Annotated in this window: 17 protein-coding genes; 12 read left to right on the top strand and 5 right to left on the bottom strand. The window is 67.8% G+C overall.

Annotated elements, in window-relative coordinates; all coding sequences use genetic code 11:
• Positions 1 to 98: 98 nt before the first annotated feature.
• The 12 genes from AC07OK_RS18740 (at position 99) to AC07OK_RS18685 (ending at position 16,082) form a co-directional block, all read left to right on the top strand.
• A complete protein-coding gene (locus AC07OK_RS18740; RefSeq protein WP_494691716.1) occupies positions 99 to 2,282 on the top strand; it encodes a sensor histidine kinase in 2,184 nt (727 codons plus the stop codon).
• On the top strand, positions 2,279 to 2,893 hold the full coding sequence (locus AC07OK_RS18735) for a response regulator transcription factor (protein WP_494691715.1): 615 nt from the start codon (positions 2,279 to 2,281) through the stop codon (positions 2,891 to 2,893). Before AC07OK_RS18740 ends, AC07OK_RS18735 begins: the two co-directional genes overlap by 4 nt.
• Before the next feature lie 67 nt (positions 2,894 to 2,960).
• A complete protein-coding gene (locus AC07OK_RS18730; protein ID WP_494691714.1) occupies positions 2,961 to 3,365 on the top strand; it encodes a response regulator transcription factor in 405 nt (134 codons plus the stop codon).
• Positions 3,362 to 5,515, top strand: coding sequence for an EAL domain-containing protein (locus AC07OK_RS18725; protein ID WP_494691713.1), 2,154 nt, complete (start codon positions 3,362 to 3,364; stop codon positions 5,513 to 5,515). Before AC07OK_RS18730 ends, AC07OK_RS18725 begins: the two co-directional genes overlap by 4 nt.
• Before the next feature lies 1 nt (position 5,516).
• A complete protein-coding gene (locus tag AC07OK_RS18720) occupies positions 5,517 to 6,437 on the top strand; it encodes a sensor histidine kinase (RefSeq protein WP_494691712.1) in 921 nt (306 codons plus the stop codon).
• Positions 6,438 to 6,456: 19 nt separating this feature from the next.
• Entirely contained in the window at positions 6,457 to 7,419 is a 963-nt protein-coding gene (locus tag AC07OK_RS18715; RefSeq protein ID WP_494691711.1) for a cytochrome-c peroxidase, read from the top strand.
• Positions 7,416 to 9,206: a DAHL domain-containing protein gene (locus AC07OK_RS18710; RefSeq protein WP_494691710.1), complete on the top strand. Its 1,791-nt coding sequence runs from the start codon at positions 7,416 to 7,418 to the stop codon at positions 9,204 to 9,206. Before AC07OK_RS18715 ends, AC07OK_RS18710 begins: the two co-directional genes overlap by 4 nt.
• A 70-nt stretch (positions 9,207 to 9,276) precedes the next feature.
• Positions 9,277 to 10,266, top strand: a complete 990-nt coding sequence (locus AC07OK_RS18705) for a diguanylate cyclase (RefSeq protein WP_494691709.1) — start codon at positions 9,277 to 9,279, stop codon at positions 10,264 to 10,266.
• A 150-nt stretch (positions 10,267 to 10,416) separates the two neighbouring features.
• Positions 10,417 to 11,196 carry an SDR family NAD(P)-dependent oxidoreductase gene (locus AC07OK_RS18700; protein ID WP_494691708.1) on the top strand — a complete coding sequence of 260 codons (780 nt, stop codon included), beginning with the start codon at positions 10,417 to 10,419 and terminating at the stop codon, positions 11,194 to 11,196.
• Positions 11,197 to 11,199: 3 nt separating this feature from the next.
• Entirely contained in the window at positions 11,200 to 14,178 is a 2,979-nt protein-coding gene (gene ebgA / locus AC07OK_RS18695) for a beta-galactosidase subunit alpha (protein ID WP_494691707.1), read from the top strand.
• On the top strand, positions 14,175 to 14,630 hold the full coding sequence (locus AC07OK_RS18690; RefSeq protein WP_494691706.1) for a beta-galactosidase subunit beta: 456 nt from the start codon (positions 14,175 to 14,177) through the stop codon (positions 14,628 to 14,630). Before ebgA ends, AC07OK_RS18690 begins: the two co-directional genes overlap by 4 nt.
• A 6-nt stretch (positions 14,631 to 14,636) precedes the next feature.
• Positions 14,637 to 16,082: an amino acid permease gene (locus tag AC07OK_RS18685; RefSeq protein ID WP_494691705.1), complete on the top strand. Its 1,446-nt coding sequence runs from the start codon at positions 14,637 to 14,639 to the stop codon at positions 16,080 to 16,082.
• Here AC07OK_RS18685 and ygjK read toward each other — a convergent pair.
• The 5 genes from ygjK to gcvPA all read right to left on the bottom strand — a co-directional run bounded on the left by ygjK (position 16,024) and on the right by gcvPA (position 25,099).
• A complete protein-coding gene (gene ygjK / locus AC07OK_RS18680) occupies positions 16,024 to 18,378 on the bottom strand; it encodes an alpha-glucosidase (protein WP_494691704.1) in 2,355 nt (784 codons plus the stop codon). The genes AC07OK_RS18685 and ygjK overlap by 59 nt on opposite strands.
• A 76-nt stretch (positions 18,379 to 18,454) precedes the next feature.
• Positions 18,455 to 20,938, bottom strand: coding sequence for a TonB-dependent receptor (locus AC07OK_RS18675; RefSeq protein WP_494691703.1), 2,484 nt, complete (start codon positions 20,936 to 20,938; stop codon positions 18,455 to 18,457).
• A gap of 50 nt (positions 20,939 to 20,988) precedes the next feature.
• A complete protein-coding gene (locus AC07OK_RS18670; protein ID WP_494691702.1) occupies positions 20,989 to 22,122 on the bottom strand; it encodes an ATP-NAD kinase family protein in 1,134 nt (377 codons plus the stop codon).
• Positions 22,119 to 23,696 carry an aminomethyl-transferring glycine dehydrogenase subunit GcvPB gene (gene gcvPB / locus AC07OK_RS18665; RefSeq protein WP_494691701.1) on the bottom strand — a complete coding sequence of 526 codons (1,578 nt, stop codon included), beginning with the start codon at positions 23,694 to 23,696 and terminating at the stop codon, positions 22,119 to 22,121. The genes AC07OK_RS18670 and gcvPB overlap by 4 nt, the downstream gene beginning before the upstream one ends.
• A gap of 5 nt (positions 23,697 to 23,701) precedes the next feature.
• Positions 23,702 to 25,099 carry an aminomethyl-transferring glycine dehydrogenase subunit GcvPA gene (gene gcvPA / locus AC07OK_RS18660; RefSeq protein ID WP_494691700.1) on the bottom strand — a complete coding sequence of 466 codons (1,398 nt, stop codon included), beginning with the start codon at positions 25,097 to 25,099 and terminating at the stop codon, positions 23,702 to 23,704.
• Positions 25,100 to 25,142 lie beyond the last annotated feature (43 nt).

Here is a 25,142-nt window from a genome sequence, read left to right as displayed (position 1 = left end):
GATTTGTCGTGACTTGCCGGCCGTCTCGGGGCAAACTCGACCACCATCGCCCGGCACTCCCGCCGTCCCGACGCCGCCGATAAAGCCCCCAGCGATCCATGAGCTCCGCGCCCGCCCCGACCCGGCACCACGCTCCCGGCGTGCGCGCCAGTCTTGCGCTCCTGGTCGTCGCTTGCATCCTGCCAGTCGCCGCCGTGACGGCCTACCTGATCGTGCATTTCTACCAGCGGGAACGGGCCCAGCTGATCGACCACACCGTCAGCCGCGCCCGCTCCATCATCACCGCCACCGACCGCGACATCGCCAGCACCCAGCTGGCGCTGCAAACGCTGAGCACCTCGAACATGCTGCTCCAGCAGGACTTGCGCGGCTTCCACCAGCGCGCCACCGGCCTGGTGGACCAGCTGGGCGCCGACAGCATCGTCCTGATCGATACCGACGGCGCCCTGCTGCTGTCGACCCGCCGCCCCTACGGCGCGCCGCTGGCCAGGCTGGGGCGGGCGCCGCTGCTGCAACGCATCCTGGCCAGCGGCCGGCCGGGCGTGTCCGACATGTTCATCGGCCCGCTGTACGGGCGGCCCATCTTCGTGGTCGGCGTGCCGGTGGTGCGCGCCGGCGCCATCGTCATGACGCTCAACGCCGTCTTCACGCCACAACGCATGCAACACCTGCTGAGCGAGCAAAAGCTGGCGGCCAACTGGCGCGTCAGCGTGCTCGACACCGAGGGCCGGGTGGTCACCCGCTCCCACGACCAGGACAGCTACGCCGGCCGCCAGGTCAGCGCCGCGCTGCGCCGGCAGCTGGCCAGCGCCAGCGAGTCCGGCCTGGCCACGCGCACGCTGGACGGGCAGGACGTCTACGTGGTCTACAGCCGCTCGACCCGCACCGGCTGGAGCGCCGTGCTGGGCATCCCGAGCGCGGAGCTGACCGCCCGGCTGTACAGCACGCTGGCCTGGCTGGTGTCGGCGACGGTGGCCGCGCTGGGCGCCGGCATGGCGCTGGCCTGGCTGCTGGGCGGGCGCATCGCCGATTCGGTGCAGGCGCTGGTGGCGCCGGCGCGCGCGGTCGGCGCCGGCGCCAGCCTGGCGATCCCGCCGCTGCACTTCCGCGAAGCCAATGAGCTGGGCCATGCCTTGCGCGAGGCCGCACTCAGCGTGCGGCATGCCCGCGCCGACATGCGCGAAAGCGAGCAGCGCCTGGCGCTGGCGGCCAACGCCGCCCACCTGGGCATCTGGACCCGCGAGCTGAGCGACCAGCGCATCTGGTGCTCGGAGCAGTGGCGCGCGCTGTTCGGCTTCGCCCCGGAACAACAGCTGAGCCTGGCCGACCTGCTGGCCAAGGTCCACCCGGACGACCGCGCCGCCGTCCAGGACACCCTCAGCCTCAGCCGCCACGGCGCGCTGCGCTACGACATGGAATACCGGCTGCTGCTGGCCGGCGGCGCGCAGCGCTGGATAGGCTCGCACGGCAGCATCGAGCACGATGAACAGGGCCAGCCGCTGCGGGTGCGCGGCGTCTCGCTCGACATCACCCTGCGCAAGCAGGCCGAGCTGGAGGTGCAGCAAAAGCAGAAGGAAGTCACCCACCTGGCGCGGGTGGCCATGCTGGGCGAGCTGTCGGGCGCGCTGGCGCACGAACTGAACCAGCCGCTCACGGCCATCCTCAGCAACGCCCAGGCGGCCCGCCGCTTCCTGGCCCAGCCGGCGCCCGACCTGGCCGAAGTGGCCGAGATCCTGGACGACATCGTCGACGAGGACAAGCGCGCCGGCGACATCATCCAGCGCCTGCGGCGCATGTTCGGCAAGCAGGACCTGCCGCGCCAGCGGCTGGCCGCCGCCGAGCTGGTGGACGGCGTGATCCGCCTGGTGCGCAACGACCTGATCCACCACGGCCTGGCCGTGCGCACCGAGCTGGGCGAGGAAGCGCTGACGCTCAACGCCGATCCGGTGCAGCTGCAGCAGGTGCTGATCAACCTGCTGATGAACGCCTGCGACGCCCAGGCCGCGCCGCCACTGGCGGACGGTGTGATCGTGCTGCGCTGCGGGCGCGACGGCGACGCCGTGCAGTTCAGCGTGATCGACCGCGGCCCCGGCATCGCGCCGGAGCTGCTGCCGCGCATCTTCGATCCCTTCTTCACCACCAAGGCGCGCGGCATGGGGCTGGGGCTGTCGATCTGCCGCAGCATCGCCGGCGCCCACCACGGCACGCTGTGGGCGCACAACAACCCGGACGGCGGCGCCAGCTTCCACCTGCGCCTGCCGCTGGCCGGGGCCGCGCCATGAGCGGCGCGCAGCGGGTGTTCCTGGTCGACGACCAGCCGGCCGTGCTGAAGGCGCTGGCGCGGCTGCTGGGCGCGGCCGGCTTCGCGGTGCAGCCCTATGCCAGCGCCCGCGCCTTCCTCGACGCGCAGGCGGCCGACGGCGCCGACGGCTGCCTGGTGCTGGACCTGGCGATGCCGGAGATGGGCGGGCTGGCGCTGCAACAGGCGCTGGTCGCGCGCGCCTGCACCCTGCCGATCATCTTCCTGACCGGCCACGGCGATATCGACAGCGGCGTGCTGGCCATGAAACTGGGCGCGGCCGACTTCCTGACCAAGCCGGTCGACGAGGAACGGCTGATCGGCGCCATCCACGCGGCGCTGGCCCGGCAGCGCGCGGCGCGCAGCGCGGGCGCCGAACTGGACGAGATCCGCCAGCGGCTGGCCACCCTGACCCCGCGCGAGACCGAGGTGCTGCACCTGGTCGTCGAAGGCTTGCTCAACAAGCAGGTCGCGGCCGCGCTGGGCACGGTGGAGAAGACCGTCAAGGTGCACCGCGCGCGCGTCATGGCGAAAATGCAAGTGCGTTCGGTGACCGCACTGGTGCGCCTGGTCGACCGCGCGCGCCGCGGCTAGCCGGCGCAAGAGTCCATAGGCCCAAGGTCCAATAGCGGCGCAGTTGCCGCCGGGCTATTGTGCAGTCATGGATACCTCACTTCCCTGGGTGGCTGTGGTGGACGACGACGAGGCGGTACGGCGCGCGCTGCTGCGCCTGCTGCGCGCCAGCGGCATCGCCGCCCGGGCCTACGCCGGCGGCGCCGAGTTCCTCGCCGCGCTGGACGGCGGCCATCCCTGCAGCGTGGTGCTGGACGTGCACATGCCGGGCCTGTCCGGGCTGGAAGTGCAGGCGCGGCTGGCCGCGCTGGCGCCCGAGGTCGGCGTCATCATCCTCACCGGCCACCCGACCCCGGCCGAGCAGGCGCAGGCGCAACAACACCGGCCGCTGGCCTACCTGAGCAAACCCGTCAACGATCAATTACTACTGGACACCCTCAGCCTGGCCTGCCGCCCGGCGGCGGCGCCCTGCAACGGAGGCCCACGGCCATGAACGCGACCACCCCACTGCACGCCGCCAAGATCCTGCTGGTCGACGACCAGCCGCTCAATCTGACCTTGCTCGAACACTTGCTGGCCGGCGCCGGCTACACCAACGTCAGCAGCACCAGCGACGCGCCGGCGGTGGCCGCCATGCACCGCCTGCACCGCTACGACCTGATCGTGCTGGACTTGAACATGCCGGGCATGGACGGCTTCCAGGTGCTCGACAGCCTGCGCCAGATCGAGGTCGAGCAATACCTGCCGGTGCTGGTGGTGTCCGCCGAGCCGGACTACAAGCTGCGCGCGCTCACGGCCGGCGCCAAGGATTTCATCTGCAAGCCCTATGATTTGGACGAACTGCTGTCGCGCATCCGCAATATGCTGGAAGTGCGGCTGCTCTACACCGGCAGCCGCAACTACGGGCTGCGCATGGCCGGCCACGACCACCTGACCGGCCTGCCCAACCGCCAGCTGTTCGCGCAGACCATGGTGCCGCAGCTGGCGGCGGCCTGGCCGCGCGCCAGCGCCCTGCTGCTGGTCGACCTGGACGGCTTCACCGCCATCAACGACAGCCAGGGCCACGCCGCCGGCGACGCCCTGCTGTGCCAGTTCGCCAAACGGCTGGGCCAGCTGGCGCCGCCGCCCGCCATCCTCGCCCGCCTGGGCAACGACGAATTCGCGCTGCTGCTGCCGGCCCAGCTGCAACAGGCCGGCGCGGTCGCCGAGCAGATCCGCGCGGCGCTGCAGCAGCCGTTCGAGCTGCCCGGCGGTCCGACCGCGATGACGGTCAGCATCGGCATCGCCGCCTGCCCGGCCGACATCGACGACGTCGGCACGCTGCTGCGCTACGCCGACCTCGCCCTGCACCAGGCCAAGCAGGAAGGGCGCGACCACTGCTGCTACTTCACCGACGCCATGGACCTGCAGGCGCAGGCGCGCTACCAGCTGGAGCACGCGCTGCGCCTGGCCAGCGAACGCGGCGAATTCGAGCTGTACTACCAGCCCAAGGTGCAGCTCGGCACCGGCCGCATGGTCGGCGCCGAGGCGCTGCTGCGCTGGCACCGCCCCGGCCACGGCCTGGTGTCGCCGGCCGAGTTCATCCCGCCGCTCGAGCGCAGCGGCCTGATCGTGCCGGTCGGCGCCTGGGCCATCGACCAGGCCTGCCGCCAGATCGCCGCCTGGGCGCCGCACGCCAACGGCCCGCTGCCGGTCGCCGTCAATGTCGCCAGCCGCCAGTTCGCCGACACCAGGCTGGAGCAGACCGTGGCCGAGGCCATCGCCCGCCACGGCATCGATCCCGGCCTGCTGTCGCTGGAGGTGACCGAGAGCGCGATGATGGACGACATCGGCCGCACCGCCGCCACCCTGAGCGCGCTGCGCGCGATGGGGGTGCACATCGCCATCGACGACTTCGGCACCGGCTATTCCAGCCTGGCCTACCTGAAGCGCTTCCCGGTCGACACGCTGAAGATCGACATCGCCTTCATCCGCGAAGTGACCAGCAGTCCCGACGACGCCGCCGTGGTGGACGCCATCATCGCCATGGCCCACAGCCTGAAACTGGAAGTGGTGGCCGAAGGCGTGGAGACGGCGGCCCAGCTGGCCTACCTGGGGCGCCACCGCTGCGACCAGATCCAGGGCTATTTTTTCAGCCGGCCGCTGCCGGCGGCACAGCTGGAACAACTGCTGCACGACGACGTCCGCCTGCGCCTGCCGGCGGCGGCCGGCGACGCCCCCGAGCGCACCTTGCTGATCATCGACGACGAGCCGCACATGCTGACCTCCCTGCAGCGCCTGCTGCGCCAGGACGGCTACCGGGTGCTGACCGCCAACGGCGCGGCCCAGGCCTTCGCGCTGCTGGCGCAATACCCGGTGCAGCTGGTGCTGTGCGACCAGCGCATGGAGGAGATGAGCGGCACCGACCTGCTCGACAAGATCAGGCAGATGTACCCGGCCACCTTCCGCATCATCCTGTCCGGCTACACCGACCTGAACACCATCATGGAATCGATCAACCGCGGCGCCCTGTACCGCTTCTACACCAAGCCCTGGGACAACCGCACCTTGCGCAGCAACATCGAGGCCGCCTTCCGCCACTACTGGCAGCTGCACGGCCTGCAGGAACCGGCTGCGCAGCTGGCCACGAGCGCCGGAGGCTGACATGCATCCGCTGCTGTCCAGTCAGTTCAGCCTGCTCGATCCCGGCGCGCCGCAGGCCCCGCCGGCCGCCTTCAGCGCCGCCGTCGACGCCAGCTACGAAGCGTACGACGAACAGCTGCGGGTGCTGCGCCGCCAGCTGGCCCAGGCCGGCAAGATGGCCAGCCTGGGCCAGGTCGCCGCCGGCATCGCCCACGAGATCAACAACCCGTTGGCCTATGTCAGCGCCAACCTGGAAATGCTGCAAGAGAGCCTGGCGCCCCTGCTGGCGCTGCTGCAAGCCTGCGCCCAGCAGCCCTGCGCCTGCCCGCACGCGGCGGCGCAGGCCGCCTTGCGCGCCGCCGTCGACCTGCCCCTGCTGTGCCACGACCTGCCGCTGCTGGTGCAGGAGTCGTGCGACGGCATGCAGCGGGTGCGCCAGATCGTGCTGGACCTGAAAACCTATGCGCACGCCGGCCAGCAGCCCCGGCAGTGGGAGTGGGCCGACCTGCACCGCGGCATGGACGCCACCCTCAATATGCTGCGCAAGCAGCTCAAGGACCGGGCCGAGATCGTGCGCGACTATGGCGTGCTGCCGCCGCTGCAGTGCCTGCCCTCGCAGCTGAACCAGGTGGTGATGAACCTGGTGGTCAACGCCGCCCAGGCGCTGGGCCCGCAACCCGGCCGCATCACCCTGCGCACCGGCGCCCAGGACGGCGAAGTCTGGTTCGCCGTCAGCGACACCGGCGGCGGCATCGCGCCCGACCATGTGCCGCGCCTGTTCGACCCCAGCTTCACCACCAAGCCGGTCGGCCAGGGCACCGGCCTCGGCCTGTCGCTGGCGCAGGACATCGTGCACCAGCACGGCGGCCGCATCGACGTCACCACCGAGCTCGGCAAGGGCAGCACCTTCCGCGTGGTGCTGCCGCAGCGGCAAACGGCCTGAGCGGCCCAGGAGCATCCTCATGCATCCCCTTGCCACCGCGCGCCGCCTGATCCTGCTGTGCCTGGCCACCGGCCTGGCCGCCGCCCCGGCCGCGCCGGCCGGCGAACCGATCACGCCGGTGCCGCTGAGCTTGCACCAGGACCCGGCCCAGGCCGCGCTGGGCCGGCGCCTGTTCAACGACGTCCGGCTGTCGGGCAACAGCAGCGTCTCCTGCGCCAGCTGCCACAACGTCGCGCGCGGCGGCGCCGACCGGCGCGCCAAATCGCTGGGCTTCCTGGGCCAGCCGGGCGCCGTCAACGCCCCCACCGTGCTCAACGCCGCGCTCAACTTCAAGCAATTCTGGGACGGCCGCGCCGACACGCTGGAGGCCCAGCTCGACATGGTGATCCGCAATCCGGTCGAGATGGGCTCGTCGTGGGAGGCCGTGCTGGCCAAGCTGGCCGGCGACGCCGCCTACCGCGAGGGCTTCGCGGCGGCCTACCGCGACGGCCTGAGCATCGCCAACCTGCGCCACGCCATCGTCAGCTACGAGCGCACGCTGATCACCCCCAACGCCCGCTTCGACCAGTACCTGCGCGGCGACGCCAACGCCATCACGGCGGCGGAAAAGACCGGCTACGCCAAGTTCAAGCGGTTCGGCTGCGTGGCCTGCCACCAGGGCGTCAACGTCGGCGGCAATATGTTCCAGAAATTCGGCGTCATGGGCGACTACTTCGCCCAGCGCGGCGGCGCCAACGACGCCGACCGCGGCCGCTACGCCGTCACCCGCAATCCCGACGACCTGCACGTGTTCAAGGTGCCCAGCCTGCGCAACGTGACGCGCAGCGCCCCCTACTTCCACGACGGCTCGGCCGCCACGCTGGAGCAGGCGATCGACGTCATGTTCAAGTTCCAGCTGGGCCGCACCGGCAGCGCGCAGGACAAGGCCGACATCATCCAGTTCCTCAACACGCTCAACAGCACGCCGGCGGGGCAGCCGTGAGCGCGCCGCTGCTGTGGCTGCGGCAACGCCTGCGTTCGCTGCCGCTGGCCTGCCTGCTGCTGGCCGTGCTGCTGGGCGCGATCTACGCGCGCAGCCTCGGCTACGACAGCCACGACTACTTCGCCAACGTCGCGCTGCTGCGGCAAGTGGGCCAGCTCGACGCGCAATGGGAGCTCGATGCGGTCAAGGCGCGCCTCGGCCAGAACCCGAACTACGACGCGCTGGCCAGTCCGCTGGCGGCCTTGCACCAGCTGCCCTTGCAGATCGAGGCGTCCTCGCCGCCGCTGGCCGCCGCGCTCGACGCCTACCAGGAGACCCTGGCCGCGAAGGCGGCGCTGATGGAGGCGTTCAAGTCGCACAACGCGGTGCTGCACAACTCGCTGGACTTCCTGCCCACCGCCGCCGAGGACATCGGCGCCCTGGCCAACCAGCACCGCGGCCACCGGCTGGAGGCGATGGGCCATGCGGAGGCGGGCGCCAACCGCCTGCTGCTGACCACGCTGATCTACGCCGACAACCCGTCCGACGGCAGCCGCGCCGAGGTCGAGCGGGAACTGGCCGGCCTGGCGGGCTCCCGCGCCGGCCGGTCCGCCGAGCTGATAGCGCGGATCGACATCATGCGCGCCCACGCGCGCACCGTGCTGGCCGAACAGGACGCGGTCGACCGGCTGCTGGCCGGGATCGCGGCGGCCCCCACCGACGACACCCTCGACGCCATCAGCGCCCTGCTGGGCCAACAACAGCAACAGGCCATGCAACGCCTGCACGCCTACCGCTACGGCCTGCTGCTGCTGTCCGCGCTGCTGGTCGGGCTGCTGGCCTACACCGCGCTGCGGCTGCTGCGCAGCCACGCCACGGTCCAGCGCGTCAACGCCGAACTGAAGACCGCCAACGACCACCTCGAAGGCCGGGTGCAGGAACGCACCGCCGAGCTGCTGCAAGCGAACCAGCGCCTGCAGCAGGAGATGGCCGAGCGCAAAGCCCTGCAAAGCCGGCTGGTGCAGTCGGAAAAGCTGGCCTCGATCGGCCAGCTGGCGGCCGGCGTGGCGCACGAGATCAACAACCCGCTGGCCTTCCTGGCGTCCAACTTCGGCACGCTGGAAGATTACCTGGACAAGCTGTTCGCGTTGCTCAAGGCCTACGAGGAAGCCGAACCCGGCGGCGCCGCGCGCGAGGCGGTGGCGCGCACCCGCAACCGGGTCGACCTGGCCTACCTGAAGGAAGACATCCCGGCGCTGGTGGCCGAATCGCGCGATGGCATGGAACGGGTCGGCAAGATCGTGCAGGACCTGAAACAGTTTTCGCGCGTGGAGTCCACCCAGGAATGGGAATGGGCCGACCTGCGCCTCGGCCTGCAATCGACGCTCAACCTGATCGGCGGCGAGCTGGACGCGGTGGCCGACCTCCAGACCGAGTTCGGCCCGATGCTGGAAATCGAATGCGTGCCGTCGCAGCTGAACCAGGTGTTCCTGCATCTGCTGCAAAACGCCACCCAGTCCATCGGCCCCGAGCGCGGCCGCGTCAGCGTGCGCTGCGGCAGCGAAGGCTCCGAGGTGTGGGTCGAGATCGGCGACAACGGCGCCGGCATCGCCGCCGAGGCGCTGCCGCGCATCTTCGACCCCTTCTACACCACCCGGCCGATCGGCAAGGGCACGGGACTGGGGCTGTCGCTGTCGTATGGCATCGTGCAAAACCACTACGGCCGCATCGACGTGCAGAGCACGCCGGGCCGCGGCAGCACCTTCCGCGTGACGCTGCCGGTCAGCCACCGCATGGCCGAGGCCTAGAAAGGGCGACGCCGCCACCACTGCGCTTATAATCGCGAGGTCACTACCCGTCACGCCAGGAAAACAGCGCATGCAAGCAAACACCACCGTCACCCCGCCTGCCGCCGGCAGCCACGCCCACCTGTCCGGGCGCGTGCTCGGGCTGGCCAACCTGGGGCTGATGGTGCTCGACGCCAGCGGCCGCATCGTCATGTGGAACCAGTGGCTGGCCAGCCATTCCGGCCTGTCCGCCCACCGCGTGCAGGGCAGCGAGCTGTTCGAGCAGTTCCCCGAGCTGCGCGGCCAGCGGCTGGAGCAGGCGGTGCAGAGCGCGATGCAGAGCAACCTGCCGCAACAACTGTCGCCGGCGCTGAACCGCTCGCCCTTCCCGCTGTACCCGACCGGCACCTGGGGCGGCGAACGGGTCGAACAGGCGGTGTCGGTCACGCCTTTCACCGAGGGCAAGGAACGCTATTGCCTGATCGAGGTGAGCGACATCAGCACCACCGTCGGCCGCGAGCGCCAGCTGCGCGGCCAGGCCGAGGCGCTGCGCGCGCAATCGTATGTGGACGGCCTGACCGGCATCGCCAACCGCCGCCACTTCGACGTCGCGCTGGACCGCGAACTGCGCCGGGCGCAGCGCAACAACGGCCAGCTGTCGCTACTGCTGATGGACATCGATTCCTTCAAGGCCTATAACGACCACTTCGGCCACCAGCAGGGCGACGCCTGCCTGACCCTGGTGGCGGAAGCCTTCGCCGCCATGCTGCAGCGCCCGGCCGACCTGGCCGCGCGCTACGGCGGCGAGGAGTTCGCCGCCGTGCTGCCGGACACCGGCCCGGAACAGGCGGCCCAGCACGCCGAAGCGATCCGCGCCCGCATCGCCGCGCTGGAGATCACCCACGCGCCGGCCGCCAACCGCCCGCACGTGACGATGAGCATCGGCGTGGCCACCTACGACAAGGACCGCCTGTGTGACGCGGCCACCATGCTGGCCGCCGCCGACAGCTGCCTGTACGCCGCCAAGCGCGCCGGCCGCGACTGCGTGATCGTCGACCGTCCGGGCCAAAACGCCGCCTGACTATCCATCAACTGCATGCATGCCTGCCGCTCCGCGCCGTGGGCTTTCATGCATTAGCTGGGCTTATGCATGCCATGCAGAGTATTCATTTGTCAACCTGGGCAAAAAGCGGGCAACATAGTGCATAACCCATAAAATTGGAGACAGCACATGCATCAGCAAGGCGAACTGGCAGGCAAGGTGGCGTTGATCACGGGAGGCGCGTCCGGCATCGGCCGCGCCACGGCGGAATTGTTTGCGCGCGAAGGCGCCACCGTGCTGATCGCCGACCGCGACGGCGTGGCCGGCGAGCTGACGGCGGCGGCGCTGATCGAGGCCGGCGCGCGCGCCTCCTTCATCCGCACCGACGTCGCCGTGGCGGCCGATTGCGCGGCGGCGGTGGCGGCGGCGGTGGCGCGCTACGGCCGGCTCGACGTCCTGTTCAACAACGCCGGCATCACCCGCCGCGCCAACGTCATCGACACCACCGAGCAGGAATGGGACCAGGTCATGGCGGTCAACGTCAAGTCGATTTTCCTGATGTGCAAACACGCGGTGCCGGTGATGCAGCAGCAGGGCGGCGGCAGCATCATCAACACCGCTTCCGGCTGGGGCCTGGTGGGCGGCAAGGACGCCGTGTCCTACTGCGCCTCCAAGGGCGCGGTGGTGATACTGACCAAGGCAATGGCGGTGGACCACGGCCCGCAGAACATCCGCGTCAACTGCGTCTGCCCCGGCGACACCGATACGCCCATGCTGCGCAACGAAGCGCAGCAGCTGGGGCTTGAGGAAACCGCGTTGGTGACGGCGGGCGCGGGACGGCCGCTGATGCGCGTGGGCCAGCCGCGCGAGATCGCGCACGCGGTGCTGTTCCTCGCATCGGATCGCGCTTCCTTTGTCACCGGCGACGCGCTGGTGGTGGACGGCGGTGGCCTGGCCGGATCGGCATAAACCGTGAACAAGTGGGAGAACCCCCAGCTGCTGGAGGAACACCGGCTGCCTCCGCACGCCTACTTCTTTGCCTACGACGACGCCGAAGCGGCGCGCACGTTCGAGCGTGAACGCAGCCGCCGCTTCCTGTCGCTGAGCGGGCAGTGGCGCTTCGCCTTCTTCGGCCACCCGCTGCAGGTGCCGACGCAGTTCTACAGCGAATACATGGCGCACTGGGGCAGCATCGACGTGCCCGGCATGTGGCAGCTGCAAGGCCACGGCAAGTTGCAGTACACCGACGACGGCATGCCCTTCCCGGTCGATCCGCCCTACGTCCCATCGGCCAATCCCACCGGCGCCTACCAGTGCCGCTGGACGCTGGGCCCGGAGTGGCGCGACCAGGACGTGATCCTGCGCTTCGACGGCGTCGAAACCTATTTCGAAATCCACGTCAACGGCCGCTACGCCGGCATGAGCAAGGGCAGCCGGCTGGCGGCGGAATTCGACATCACCGCGCTGCTGGTGGATGGCGAGAACCTGCTCAGCGTGCGCGTGCTGCAATGGGCCGATTCCAGCTATCTCGAAGACCAGGACATGTGGTGGACCGCCGGCATTTTTCGCGATGTCTACCTGATAGGCAAAGGCGCCCTCCACGTGCAGGACGTCTGCGTGCAGACCCGCTTCGATGATGCCTGCCGCGACGCGCGCCTGTCCTGCGCGCTGACGGTGTCGGCGCAGGATGGCTACCGGATCGATTGGGCGCTGTACGACGGCATGCGCCCGTTGCAGCAAGGCGGCGGCCGGGCGCTGGACTGGGAAGTGGACGTGCCGGCCCCGCGCCAGTGGAACGCCGAAGATCCCTACCTGTACCGCCTTGAAATCAGCCTGTACGACGCCGGCGACGAACTGCTGGAAGTGGTGCCGCTGCGCGTCGGCTTCCGCGAAGTGAGCGTGCAGGATGGCCTGATGTACGTGAACGGCCGCTATCTGAAGCTGCATGGCGTGAACCGCCACGACAACGACCACCTGCGCGGCCGCGCCGTGACGATGGCGCGCGTCGAGCAGGACATCGTGCTGATGAAGCAGCACAACATCAATTCGGTGCGTACGGCCCACTATCCCAACGATCCGCGTTTCTACGAACTGTGCGACCAGTACGGCCTGTTCGTCATGGCCGAGACGGACCTGGAAACGCACGGCTTCGTCAACGTCGGCAACCTCAGTCAGATCACCGACGATCCGGCATGGGAAGCTGCCTTCGTCGACCGCATCGAGCGCCATGTGCACGCGCAGAAGAATCATCCGTCCATCATCATCTGGTCGCTGGGGAACGAGTCCGGCTACGGCTGCAATATCCGCGCGATGGCCGCGCGCTGCCGCCAGATCGATCCGACACGCCTGATCCATTACGAGGAAGACCGCGACGCCGAAGTGTGCGACGTGGTCAGCACCATGTATTCGCGCGTGCAGATGATGAATGCCTTCGGCGAGTACCCGATGGACAAGCCGCGCATCCTGTGCGAGTACGCGCACGCGATGGGCAACGGGCCGGGAGGCCTGAGCGAATACCAGGCCGTGATGGACCGCCATCCGCACCTGCAAGGCCACTACCTGTGGGAATGGTGCGACCACGCCATCCTGCAACCGGAGGTGGCGGGACGGCCGTTCTACGCCTTCGGCGGCGACTACGGCGACTATCCGAACAGCGGCAACTTCTGCTGCGATGGCCTGATCTACCCGGACCAGCGCCCCGGCCCCGGCCTGCGCGAATACAAGCAGGTGATCGCGCCGGTGAAGGTGCGTGCCATTGACGCCGCCGCCGGCAGGCTGGAAGTGGAGAACCGCCACTGGTTCAGCAGCCTCGATTGCCTCACGCTGCTGATCGAAACCAAGGCCGATGGCGAGTCGCTCCGTTTGCAGCGCGTGCCGCTGTCGCCGCTGCCGCCCGGCCAGAAACAGGAGATTCGCATCCCCGAGCCACCGTCGGGCAGCGGCCAGCGTTATCTGAACGTGCGCGTGGTCTGCGACCAGGCCACCGCCTACAGCGCGCCGCAGCACGAGCTGGCGGTGTACCAGTTCGCGCTGCCGTCCACGCCCTCGCCTACCACACTGCCCGCCACTTCACCCGCGCCAAAACTCACCGAACATCGCCTTGAATACCGCATCGACGGCCATGACTTCCACATGGTGTTCTGCAAGCTCACAGGGAAGCTCCAGGAATGGGTGGCGCATGGGACGCCACTGCTCGCGCGCCCGCCGCAGCTGACGTTCTACAAACCCTGCATCGACAACCACAAGCAGGAGAACGAGGCCCTGTGGCTGCCGCAGCACCTGGACATCATGCAGGAACACCTGCGCGGCATGGAGATCAGGCGCAGCGACGCGGCGGTGGAGATCATCGTCGATTGCCAGATCGCGCCGCCGGTAGTCGGCTACGGCATGCGCTGCCGCTACCACTACCACATCGATGGCGCCGGCAAGCTGCGGCTAACCGTATCCGGCACGCCCTACGGCGGCTTCCGCGACATGATCCCCAAGATCGGCATGACGCTGGGCTTGAACCGCCAATTGGACCAGGTCGAATACTTCGGCCGCGGCCCGGGCGAAAACTACCCGGACAGCAAGGCCTGCAGCATCGTCGACCGTTACCGCAGCAGCGCGGCCGACATGTTCGAGTACTATCCCAAGCCGCAGGACAACGGCAACCGCCAGGACGTGACGTGGGCTTCGATGCGCGACCGCCATGGCAAGGGCCTGCTGATCCAGGCGCCGCAAGGCATCCACTTCAGCGTATGGCCTTACAGCGCCGCGCAGATCGCCGCCACGCGACACGACAACGAATTGCGAGAAGAAGACTTCTGGACCGTCAACCTCGATCACAGGATGAGCGGGCTCGGTTCCAATTCCTGGGGCTCCGAGGTGCTCGATTCGTACCGGGTCTACCTGGAGGCGTTCAGCTACAGCGTGGATTTATCGCCGCTGAACGGGGAGGACCGCCTGTGATTATCCTGAACAGCGTGGACGAATTCCGCCAGCGCTACCACTCCGCACGCAAGTGGCAGCGCTGCATCGAGGCCATCGCCAACCTGCCAAGGCTGAAGCCCGGCGTGTGCCACTCCATCGGCGACTCGCTGGTCTACCGTCTGGTGGACGGCCCGGCCGCCGCGGCGTCCAGCTTCACCGGCAACCGCCGCTACGTCGAGATGCACTACTACCTGTCCGGCAGCGAGACCATTGCGTATGCGGCCAAGCCGTCACTGGCCCGCCTTGCGGCCTACAGCGACGAAACCGACCGCGAGACCTTCAGCGGCGATGACGCCCATCGCCACACCGCCAGCGCGGGCCAGCTGCTGATCTTCGACAACGACTACGCCTACCGGCCGCTGGGCTCCGATCATCTGCGCAAAATGGTGCTGATGGTGACGATAGAAGGTGCGACTTTCCACAACAAGTGAGCTGACATGGCTATTTCGAGTAACGCGCAAATCGGCCGCTTCATGCTGCTGTCGATGGCGGTGGCGGCGATCTTCAACATCCGCAATGTCGTCAACAGCAATATCGCCATCGGCATGGTGGCGGTGCCGTCCTTCCTGTTCGCGACGGCGACCTTCTTCATACCCTACGTGCTGATCATCGCGGAATTCGTCAGCTTGAACAAGGACGCCAAGTCCGGCATCTACCAGTGGATACGCTCGTCGATGGGAGACAAGTGGGCCTTCGTCGGCGCCTACTGCTACTGGTTCGTGAACCTGTTCTACTTCACGTCGGTGCTGCCCAATATCCTGGTGTATTCGTCGTATGCGTGGCTGGGCTATGAATACCAGTTCTCGTCGCTGGTGACGGTGCTGCTGTCGATCATGCTGTTTGCCTTTGCCACCTGGGTCTCCACCAAAGGCGCGACATGGGTGGGCCGCGTGACATCCATCGGCAGTTCGCTGGTGCTGTTGATGGCGTTCGGCTTCGTAGGATTGAGCCTGGCCGACTGGATGGGTGGCGTGGCCCCCGCCACGCCCATCACCGCCGCCGCGATGACGCCGACGTTCAGCTGGGGCTTCATGGGCGTCATGGCCTGGATACTGTTTGCCGCCGGCGGCGCCGAGTCGGTGGGCGTGTTCTTGAACGATGTGCGGGGCGGCGCCAGGACTTTTGTGCGCACCATCGTTTTTGCAGGCCTGTTGATCGGCGTGCTGTATTCGGTGTCGGCGCTGGTGTTGAACCTGTATGTGCCCGCTTCCAGGTTGAGCTACACCTCCGGCGTGTTCCAGGTGTTCGGCGCGTTGGGCACGCACCACCAGGTGTCGCCGATGCTGCTGAACCGTTTGGTCGGCGCGGTGATGCTGCTCGGTTCCTTCGGCACCTTGATGGTGTGGACCGCCGCGCCGGTCAAGGCGCTGTTCTCGGAGATCCCGAAAGGCATCTTCGGCGAGCGCGCCATCGCCTTGAACCGTCATGACATGCCGGAGCGCGCCGCGTGGATACAGTTTTGCGTGGTGGTGCCGCTGCTGGTGATACCGGCGCTGGGGTCGTCCAATGTGAACCAGCTGCTCAACGTGGTGATCAACATGACGGCGGCCACCGCGTTGCTGCCGCCGCTGATCATCATGGCGGCCTACTTCCACCTGCGCCTGAAACTGGACCATCTTCCGCGCGACTTCCGCATGGGATCGCGCGTCGTCGGTTTGGCGATTACCAGTGTGCTGCTGGCGTTCTTTGGCATCGCCTTCATCGCCGCCATTTTCCCGGCCGGCCAGAACCTGCTGCTCACGCTGGGCTACAACGTGGGCGGCGTGGTGCTGTTCCTGGGATGGGCGTTGTGGAAGTACCGCCTGTATGAGCGCGGCCTTGTTGTCACTTCCGAGGTTCCGCATCCCGCGCCAGCATCAGCAGGTGCGCGGCGCTCCAGCTGAAGTTCGTCGCGCCCTGCATGCGGCCGGTGATGGGGTGGTAATTCTCCCGTATCGGCGCGTCGCCTTGCAGGCCTTCCGCACCGGTCGTGAAGCGTTTGGCGATGGCGTCGGCTTCCGCAGCGTGACCGTAGTTGCGCAGGCCGGCCGCGCCGAAGTAGACCTGGTCCAGCCACACCCTGCCGCGCCAGTAGATTTCTGGATCGTAGGATGGATTGGAGACGGCGGCCGTCGGCATCGGGACGGGGGTGCCGAATTCGGCCGGGTCCAGCATCTTCGCGATCACTGCGTCTGCCTGCCGCTGTTCGGCGGCGCCAGCCCATAGCGCGGTCCAGCCTTCGGGGCCGCGTCCGCGCATGGTCAGCAGTGTTCCGCCCAGTTTGCGGTCGTAGTAAAAGCCGCTGGCGGGATCGAAGAAGCTGGCGTTGATCTGCTCACGAAGATGCGCCGCCTGTTCGCGCCAGGCGCGTACTGCGGTTTGGTCGCCCAATGCCTGCGCGATGTCCGCCAGGATCAGCTTTTCGCGATAGAGGAAGGCGTTCAGGTCCACCGACTCCTGGTCGATGGAGTAGCCCAGCAGCTTGCCTTGGTTGTCGCGGTTCTCGACGACGCGCACTTGCCAGTCGCGTCGCGCGGCGGCCAGGTCGCCGCCGTGGACCTTGTCCGCATAGCGCTGCAGGGCGGCGGGTTCGATGAAGCCGAAGCGCGCCGCATTGTCCATGCCCGATTCGTAGCCTGCCGCTTGCTGCACCGGCAGTTCAATGGCCGCGTACTGGCCGGCATCGACGATGCGGCTGTAGGCGGCGAGGCCGAGACAATCGCGCATGCCGCCCTGCTCCGCCCCGCAGCCGTCGAGCGGCGCCGGCGACAACGGCTTGACGCGGAAGCGCAACTGGCCCGCGTCGTCGTTGTGCAGCGGGTGTACGGTTGCGCCGTATTCGGCCAGGCCGTTGTGATCGTGGTCGCGGTTGCGATACCACCAGCGATGATAGGCCTCCAGCTTGGGCAGCATCTCTTGCAGCCACGCGCGATTGTGGGACTGGCGGTAGATTTCCCATACGGTCCACGCGGCCAGCGGCGGCTTGGTATCGCGCTCGTTCCAGTTGTCGCCATCGCCGCCACGTGCGGCGTCCATGTTGTAGAAGACGTTGTCGGGCACCATGCCCTCGTCTTGAGGCCGCACCGCGTCGCTGGCCTGTATCTGGTAATCGAACAGCGAGCGCACCGTGTTGGCGGCCAACGCGGGATCGATGGCCGCCAGCGCGTAGGCCTGCTTCCACGTGTCCCAGGTCCAGGCGCCGTTGAACCAGCGCGCCGTGGTGGACGGCACCATCGCGTCATGACGGAAGGCGCCGCGCGGCGCGCGCCAGTTGCCGATCAGGGTTTCCAGCGCCTTGGTGCCGAGGGTGGATGCTGGAAGCTTGGTCTGCCACGCGGCCCAACGGCGCTCGTTTGCCGCAATCGCCTGCTCGACGCGCGCGGGGCTGGACAGCAGCGAGGCCGCACGTGCCGAGGCAGCATCCGTGTCGTCCAGTTGATAACTGTAGGCGCTGTAGATCGTTTGCTGTCGGCCGGCGCCCAGCAGCGGCAAGTCGGCGCTGCTGTCGTAGTGCTGGCTACCCACGCTGTCCCGCGCGCGCACGCTGCGCTCGATGCGGTAACGCGAGCGGCCGCTGGTCATCACGTTGCCGGCATCGCGCACCTTGCCGAAGGTGACACTGACGCCGCCAGCATCCTGCACCAGCTGCGGCTTCCAAGCGGGCTGGCGCTCGGCCACCGTGCCGTCCTTGCCCCACTGCGCCATCAGGTCGCCCTGCCAGTGCGCCTTCAGCGAGAGCGCCTTGCCGGACGTATTGCGCAAGCGGTAGCGCACCAGCGCGCTGCTGGCACTGACAAAATGCAGATCCACGTCCAACTGCAATCCCGGCCACACCAACCGCTGACTCAACACGCCGGGTCGTGCGGCGCTGGTCCAGCGGGCTTGCTCCGGCCGGAAGCTGCGGCCCGTGCGGCGATCGCCCAGGTCCAGCCGCTCCAGCGCGGAGGCGATGTACAGGCTGTACTCCTCGGCGATCACCAGCGGGCCGCTGAAGGTGCCGGCCAGCGCCGGCACATCGGGCAGCAGGTAACCGTGCCAGCTGCCGGCGTCGAACATGGGATTGAAGCGCTGGTTTTGCTCGGCATCGAAATCGCGCGCGGCGGTCGGGGTTCCGTATCGATTGATGGAAGGCTGCGCATGCGCGGCCCAGGCGGCGGTGCATGCCGCAATCAGCAGCAGGTTGCGAACAGATGAGGACATAGGCGGGAATGAAAACGAGTTGTCAGGAAGGGTAACACGATGAGGCCGGGCGTTTATGGCGCCCGGCCCTGGTGCATCAGAAGCGATACGACAGCGAGGCCGTGGCGTTGCGCCCCAGGATAGGTCGAGCGTAGAACAGACTACCGTTCGAACTTTGGTTAAAGCCGCTGCGTGGATTGCCCTCGGTCAGGCCGATCGAGTTGGTCACGTTGTTCACTTTCAGGTTCAGCTTCCACTTCTTGTCGATCTTGATCTCCGCGCCCATGTCGATCACGTGATAGGCAGGCAGCGCCAGCGCGTTCTCGAAGTCGGCGAAGCGTTTGCCGATATGGCTGTAGACCAGGAACACATCGCCGAAGCCGAAATGCACCGTCGGGATCAGGCGCACCTGCGTGTTCGGCGTGCGCATCACCTGGTTGCCGTTTTGCTTGGCCTCTTCCGCGTTCGGATCGATGCCGTTGATAGTGGCCTTCTGCAAGGTGGCCACGTACTCCAGCGAGAACTGCTTGAACGGATTGATAATGCCCTCCAGCTCAATCCCGGTCGACAGCGTCTTGACGAACACCTGGCGGAAGTCGCCCGTGGCCTGGTTGGTTTCGCCGAAAGACAGATTGTCGAACTTGGTGTGGAACACCGTGGCCGACGTGGTCCAGAACGGCGAGATGTAGCGTACGCCCGCCTCGGTGAAACTGAGCCGGCTGGCACCGTCGACGAAGCTGTCGGCGCTGTACAGGGTCGGCATGTTGGTGCCGCTGGCGTAGCGGCCATACGTGGCCACGTGGTCGTTGAAGGCGTAGTTGAAGCCCGCCGTGTACGAGGCTTCCTTGATCGTCTTCTGCTTGCGCGTCCACACGCCGGTGCCGGCGCGGCGCATGTAGTTGTTGGCGATGATGTTGTCCTTGTCGGTGCCGTCCGCATTGAAGGCGCCGGGGATGATGGCGCCTTCGGTCAGGTTGTCGCCCGGCAGATCATCGCCGGCCGCCAGCACGCCTTCGTCCTGCACGTCGTAGCGGGCCACTTCGTAGCGCACGCCGGCGTCGAGGCGCAGCTTGTTACTGACCTTCCATTCGTCGTTGACGAAGTACGACATCGACTTCATATCGCCTTGGTGGCGTTCGTAGAAGTAGCCGTTGCGCAGCACGCCCTTGTCCGACAGGTAGCCGAGGATCTTGTTGTTGGCATCGACGGCGACGATATCGAGCCGGCTCGGTTGGTCGCGCACGTCGGTGATGATGCGGGCGCCGTAGTCGGAATCGTCATACAGCTTTTGCGCGGCGAACAGGATGCCGGCGGTGAAGCTGTTCTTGTCGTTCTCCTTCGTCACCGACAGCTTGTCGATGAAGTGGCCCAGGGAGCGGAAACGCGTCTCGGCCACGGCGTCGGTGGTGAAACCGTTGCCGTTCAGGGTGGACGGATCGTTGATCAGCTGACCGGTGCCGGCGTACGCCAGTTTGGCGGTGCCGCCGAAGCGCTTGAGCAGCGCGGCGACGTCGCTCGATTGCGCCGGATCGAGCCGATTGCTGGCGCGGACCAGATAGCTGTTCGGGCCATTGAACACCGACTGCGGCGACACGTCGTAGCGGGTGTAGCGGGCGTTGTTGCGGAACGACCAGTCGCCGCCCAGTTCATGCTGCAGGTCCGCGCCGATCACCTTGGCCAGCACGTGGAAGCCGGTATGGAGGTCGGTGGTCACGGGGCCGTTGGTGGTCTGGTTGGTGATGCGCGCCAGGTCCGGGCCGTCCAGCGAGCCGTAATGCGGATTCACGCCCGGCACGCCGGTCGGGTTGCCGGGATTGGTCAGCGGGATAGGCAGGTAGAAGGTGTTATGGTCGTTGACGTACTTGGCCGACAGCGTCAGCTCCCCGCGTTCAAGCTTGCGCGTCAGGTTCACGCGCAGTTGGCCGCCATGATCGGCGGTGATGCCGATCGGGCGCACGCCCTTGCCTTCGCGATAGTAGCCGCCGGCCGCGTAGGTCCAGTCATCGTTGATCGGGCCCGAATACACGCCTTCGGTGCGCACCATGCCGTAGTCGCCGATAGTGACCTTGGCCTCGCCCTGCGGCGTTTGCGTGCCCTTCTGGCTGATGAAGTTGACGATGGCCGCCGGGCCGTTGGTGGACAGGATGGCCGAGGTGCCGCCGCGGATCGCTTCAAAGCGCTTGATGGTGACGTCCTCGCGCATCAACACGTCCACCAGTTCGCCGTCGTAGATCACCGGCAGGCCGTCTTCCTGGAGGCTGATGAACTGGAAGGCGGCGCCGCCGCTCAAGCCGCGTGGCGAAACGTTGTTCGACACCTCGCCACCGGATGCCTCGACCCACAGGCCTGGCACCTGTTGCAGCGAATCGGCCAGACTATGCGGCGCGAGCTTCTCCAGCTTGGCCAGGTCCACGGTCGTAATGGCGACCGAGGATTCCAGCTTGGTGCGGTTTTTGGCAGTGGTGCCGGTGACGACCACCTCCTGTATGGGTTCGGGCGCTGTTTGCGCCTGGGCGCCGTGCATGGCCGCCAGCTGGGCCAGGGTGGCGACCGAAAGGGTCAACCCGGTTCTTTGTCTCATTTGGAATCTCCAGATAGTTATCGTTATGTTGTTGCCTTGCTTTGCTGCCGCTACACCGAGACCGGCCACATGGTCTGCTCCCGGTAGCCGGTCGTCACCGGCAAATACCCATTGAATTGCGCATCGAGTTCCGCGTCGCCGCTGTCGATGCGCAGCACGCCGCCGTACAGCGACATCAGCTTGTCCTGCGGCGCCAGCACATGCAGCCCGCGCCTGCCGGCCGCGCGCAGCAGGCGCGGTGAAATCTGCTGGTTGCCGCGTCCCAGCACCAGCCCCTGTCCACCGATCGGCGACAGCACCAGATGCGGGGGCGATTGCCAGTTGCCGACCAGGTCTTCCAGCTCGCGGCGCGAGGCGTCGCGCGCCAGCAGCGTGCCGTCGCCCAGCACCGCATCCACGCCCAGCAAGGTGCCGTCCACGCCCAGCAGCGACAGCAAGGCTTGCGTGGTCGAGCCGGGGCCGATCAGGTACAGCGAGCGCGCTTCCATCCCTTCCGCAAAGCTGCGGGCGATGGCCATGCGCTGCGCGCCGCTGCCGCTCGCATGGCGTGACTTGCCGCCCTGCGTCAGCGAAGGCGCCAGCGGCAGTTGCAGGTAGCCGTACAGGCGCGGCACGATCTGGTCGCGCCGAAGTGCGTCCTCGTCGAGGTCCATCACTTCGGCGTCACTGCAGATGGCCAGGCCGTTTTGCTGCAACTGGCGCAGCAACAGCCCGGCGGCGGTTGGATGGTTGGCGAATACCGCCGACTGCATCTTCACGCCGGCCGGCACGCCCAGCACCGGCAAGGTGGCCATCGCACCGGCATCGCGCAGGCCATCCAGCACATCGCGCGCGGTGCCGTCGCCGCCGGCGAACAGCAGCAGGTCTATCCCCATGCCAGCCAGGATGCAGCTGGCGCGGCGCGTATCCGCAGCCTGCGATGGCGACGCAACCGGCACCACGGCGCTGGCCTGCAAGCCCGCCGCGTGCAAAGCGTGCAAGCCCATGTCGCCATCGGCCGTGTACCAGTTGACGGCGTGCGCCGCGCTGCCGCAGACCCCGAACATGACGGCAAGGCGTGCGCCCACCTGAGGCAGGACGCCGGACCCCAGCGCGGCCTGCACGCTGTGGGCGCCGTCCGAGCCTTTGAGGCCGGCGGGGCCGCCGATGCCGGCCCAGGGATTGACCACCAGCCCGATCTTCATGCCAGTCCGCGCTCGCCCAGCTTGCGTTGATAGGCGCGCCAGGTGATGGACCAGCGCTCCGGATCGTCCAGCATCTCGCCCTGCACGCGGTGCACCGGACAGTTGTGCGGCGCGGTCTTGACCAGATCCGGATCGCTGTGCGCCTCGCCGGCGATGTGGCGCATCACGCCGATGAATTCATCGAGATCGGCGCGGGAGTAGGATTCGGTCGGCTCGATGGTGGCCGGCTCCGGCACCACGTAGGGATGATGGCTGGTCCAGTAATGCACGCCAAAGTCGGCGGCGCGCAGGCCGATTTCTTCCGACGTCACGCCGGTGGCCTCGGTCAGGCCCGCCCAGCTGTAGCGCACCTGCTCGATACGGCGCTTGCCTGCCGCGTAGGGCGCGGACATGCCGTCGATCTTCAGCAGCTCGTGCATCATGTAGTTGTTGTTGAGGACCGCGATCTCGGACACGGTGCGCAAACCTTCGGCGCCCAGGTTCATGATCCACGCATAGGCGCGCAGCATGATGGAGGCGGTGCCGGTGAAGCTGCTGATCTTGCCGATCGATTGCGCCGCGCCATCCACCAGGGTGTAGCGGCCATCCTCGTGGCGCACCAGCGGGCCAGGCAGGAACGGCGCCAGCGCCGCCGTGCAGCACACCGCGCCGACCGCAGGGCCACCGCAGGCGTGCGGCGTGGCGAAGGTCTTGTGCAGGTTGAAGTGGCACAGGTCGAAACCGGCTTCACGCGCGCGGGCGATGCCCAGCAGGCCGTTGGCGTTGGCCTGGTCGTACACGCACAAGCCGCCGGCCGCATGCACCACGTCGACGAATTCGCGGATACGGCCGTTGAAGATACCGGTGTCCTCCGGGTTGGTGATGACCAGTGCGGCAGTGCGCGGCGACACTGCCGCTTTCAGGGCGGCCAGGTCCGGGTAGCCGTTGGCGTCCGGGTAGAGCGTGATGACCTTGTACCCGGCCAGCTTGGCGCAGGCCGCGTCCGACGGATGCGAAAAAATGGTGGTAATGACTTCATCGCGCCGGCCTGCTTCGCCACGGCTCTCGTGCCAGGCGCGCACCATCGCCATGTTGGCGAAGATGGCTTGCGATCCGCCGCGCGCCTGCAACGATACGGCATCCATGCCGGACACTTCGCGCAGCACGCCTTCCAGCTTGTCCATTACCTCCAGCATGCCTTGCACGGTGCTGTCGGCCTGGCGCGGATGCAGCTCCGCCATGCCGGGCTGGCGCGCCAGCTGGTCGTTGATCTTGGGGTTGTACTTCATGGTGCAGGTGCCCTGCCCGACGTCGACATTCAGATCGGCGCCCAGCGTCTCCTGCGACAGGCGCAGGTAGTGGCGCAGCACGCGGTTCTGCGACATCTCCGGCAGCGCCGGCGCGGTCTGGCGCAGCATGGCGGCGGGCAGGCCGGCCAGCGGCTGGCCTGCGGCGCGCACGATGTCCGGCTCCACTTCCGGCACCAGGATGCCGCGTTCGCCGGGTTGGCTCAGTTCAAAGATGACGGGTTCGTCCCAGCGCGCCTGATGGTAGCGGCGCATCTGCTGTTTGCGGTGGTGGGCGATGTTATCCATGACGTTCATTGGTTGAGGACTTTCTCTAGCGTTGCGCACAGCAGGTCGATATCTTCCTGCGTGTGGACTTCGGAAAAGGCGTACAGGGCCGACTGGCCCAGCGCGGGGAAGGCGGCGCTCAGGTCATGGCCACCGAAGACGCCCTGTTGCAGCAAGGCGGCGTTGATGGCGGCAACCGGCAGGCCGGTGTCGTCGAAGTTGACGACGAACTCGCGGAAGTGGCAGCTGCCCGCGTGCGTGACGCGCACGCCGGGCAGGCGCGCCATGCGCTGCCTGGCGTAGGCGGTGCGCTGGGCGACGCCGGTGGCCAGTTCTGTCATGCCTTGTGGGCCCATCAGCGCGAGGTAGACGCCGGCCGTGATGCCCCACAGCGCGGCGGCGGTGCCGACGAATTCATTGCCGTTCTCGCGCTTGTCGAACGAGGTGCGGCTGTAGGCGACGTCGCCGAAGCCGTACTCGCCCGGCACGCTGGTCGGCACAATGCCGAACAGCCGCGATGGATACTGCATGACGATGGCGGGATCGTCGTGGCTGGCGATGAAGCCGCCCTGGCCGCCGCCGTAGTTCATGTGCATACCGAGCGGCTGAATGTCGCCGCAGACGATGTCGGCGCCGTAGTTGGACGGCGGCGCCAGCACGCCCAGCGACACCGGATCGACGCCGACCACGAACAGCGCGCCCACCGCATGCGCGGCGGCGGCCAGCGCGGCGCCGTCATCGATGGTGCCGAGGAAGGACGGGATGTCGACGTAAAGCGCGGCGGTGTCGTGGTCGAGCAGCTGCTTCACGGTGGCCAGGTCGAGCAGGCCGGTTTTCGGATCGAAGGGCGCGGTGATGAAATCGAGATCGGCGCGGCCGTAGGTGTTCATCATCGACAGCTTGTCCGGGTTGACGTGGCCGGCCACGACGACGCGGCGGCGGCCGGTGTGGCGGCCCGCCATGCGCACGGCAGTGGCGGCGGCCTGCATGCCGTCGTACACCGGCACGTTGACCACGTCCATCTCCAGCAGCGCGCCCATCATGCTGCAGTATTCGAACAACGACTGGAAGCGGCCATGATCGTCATACGGCTCGCCGGCGTAGGCGGTGGCGAACTCGCTGCGGCCGTTGATCTCGTCGCAGACGGCCGGCACGTGGTGCTGGTAGCAGCCGCCGCCCAGGAAGCTGAGCTGCCCGGCGCAGTGGCTGTTCTTGCGCAGCAGGCCGTCCACGTGGCGCTTGAGACGCGCCTCCGACAGGTGCGGCGCGGCGATCGCCAGCGGCGCCTGCATGCGCAGGGCGGCGGGGATGTCGGCGAAGAAGTCTTCGGTGCTGGTGGCCCCCACGGCGCGCAACATGGCGTCGCGCACGGCGGGCACCGAGTTGGGGATGTAGGGGTGGATAAAGGGTTTTCCAGGTGCCATGTCGTTTCCTGTTGATCGAGGTGGGATACCCCATCTTGTAGGA

The sequence above is a fragment of the Duganella sp. GW821-FHT07G03 genome (assembly GCF_059418605.1).
Note: the sequence above shows the minus strand (reverse complement) of the source record. Positions and strands in the feature narration are given on the sequence as shown.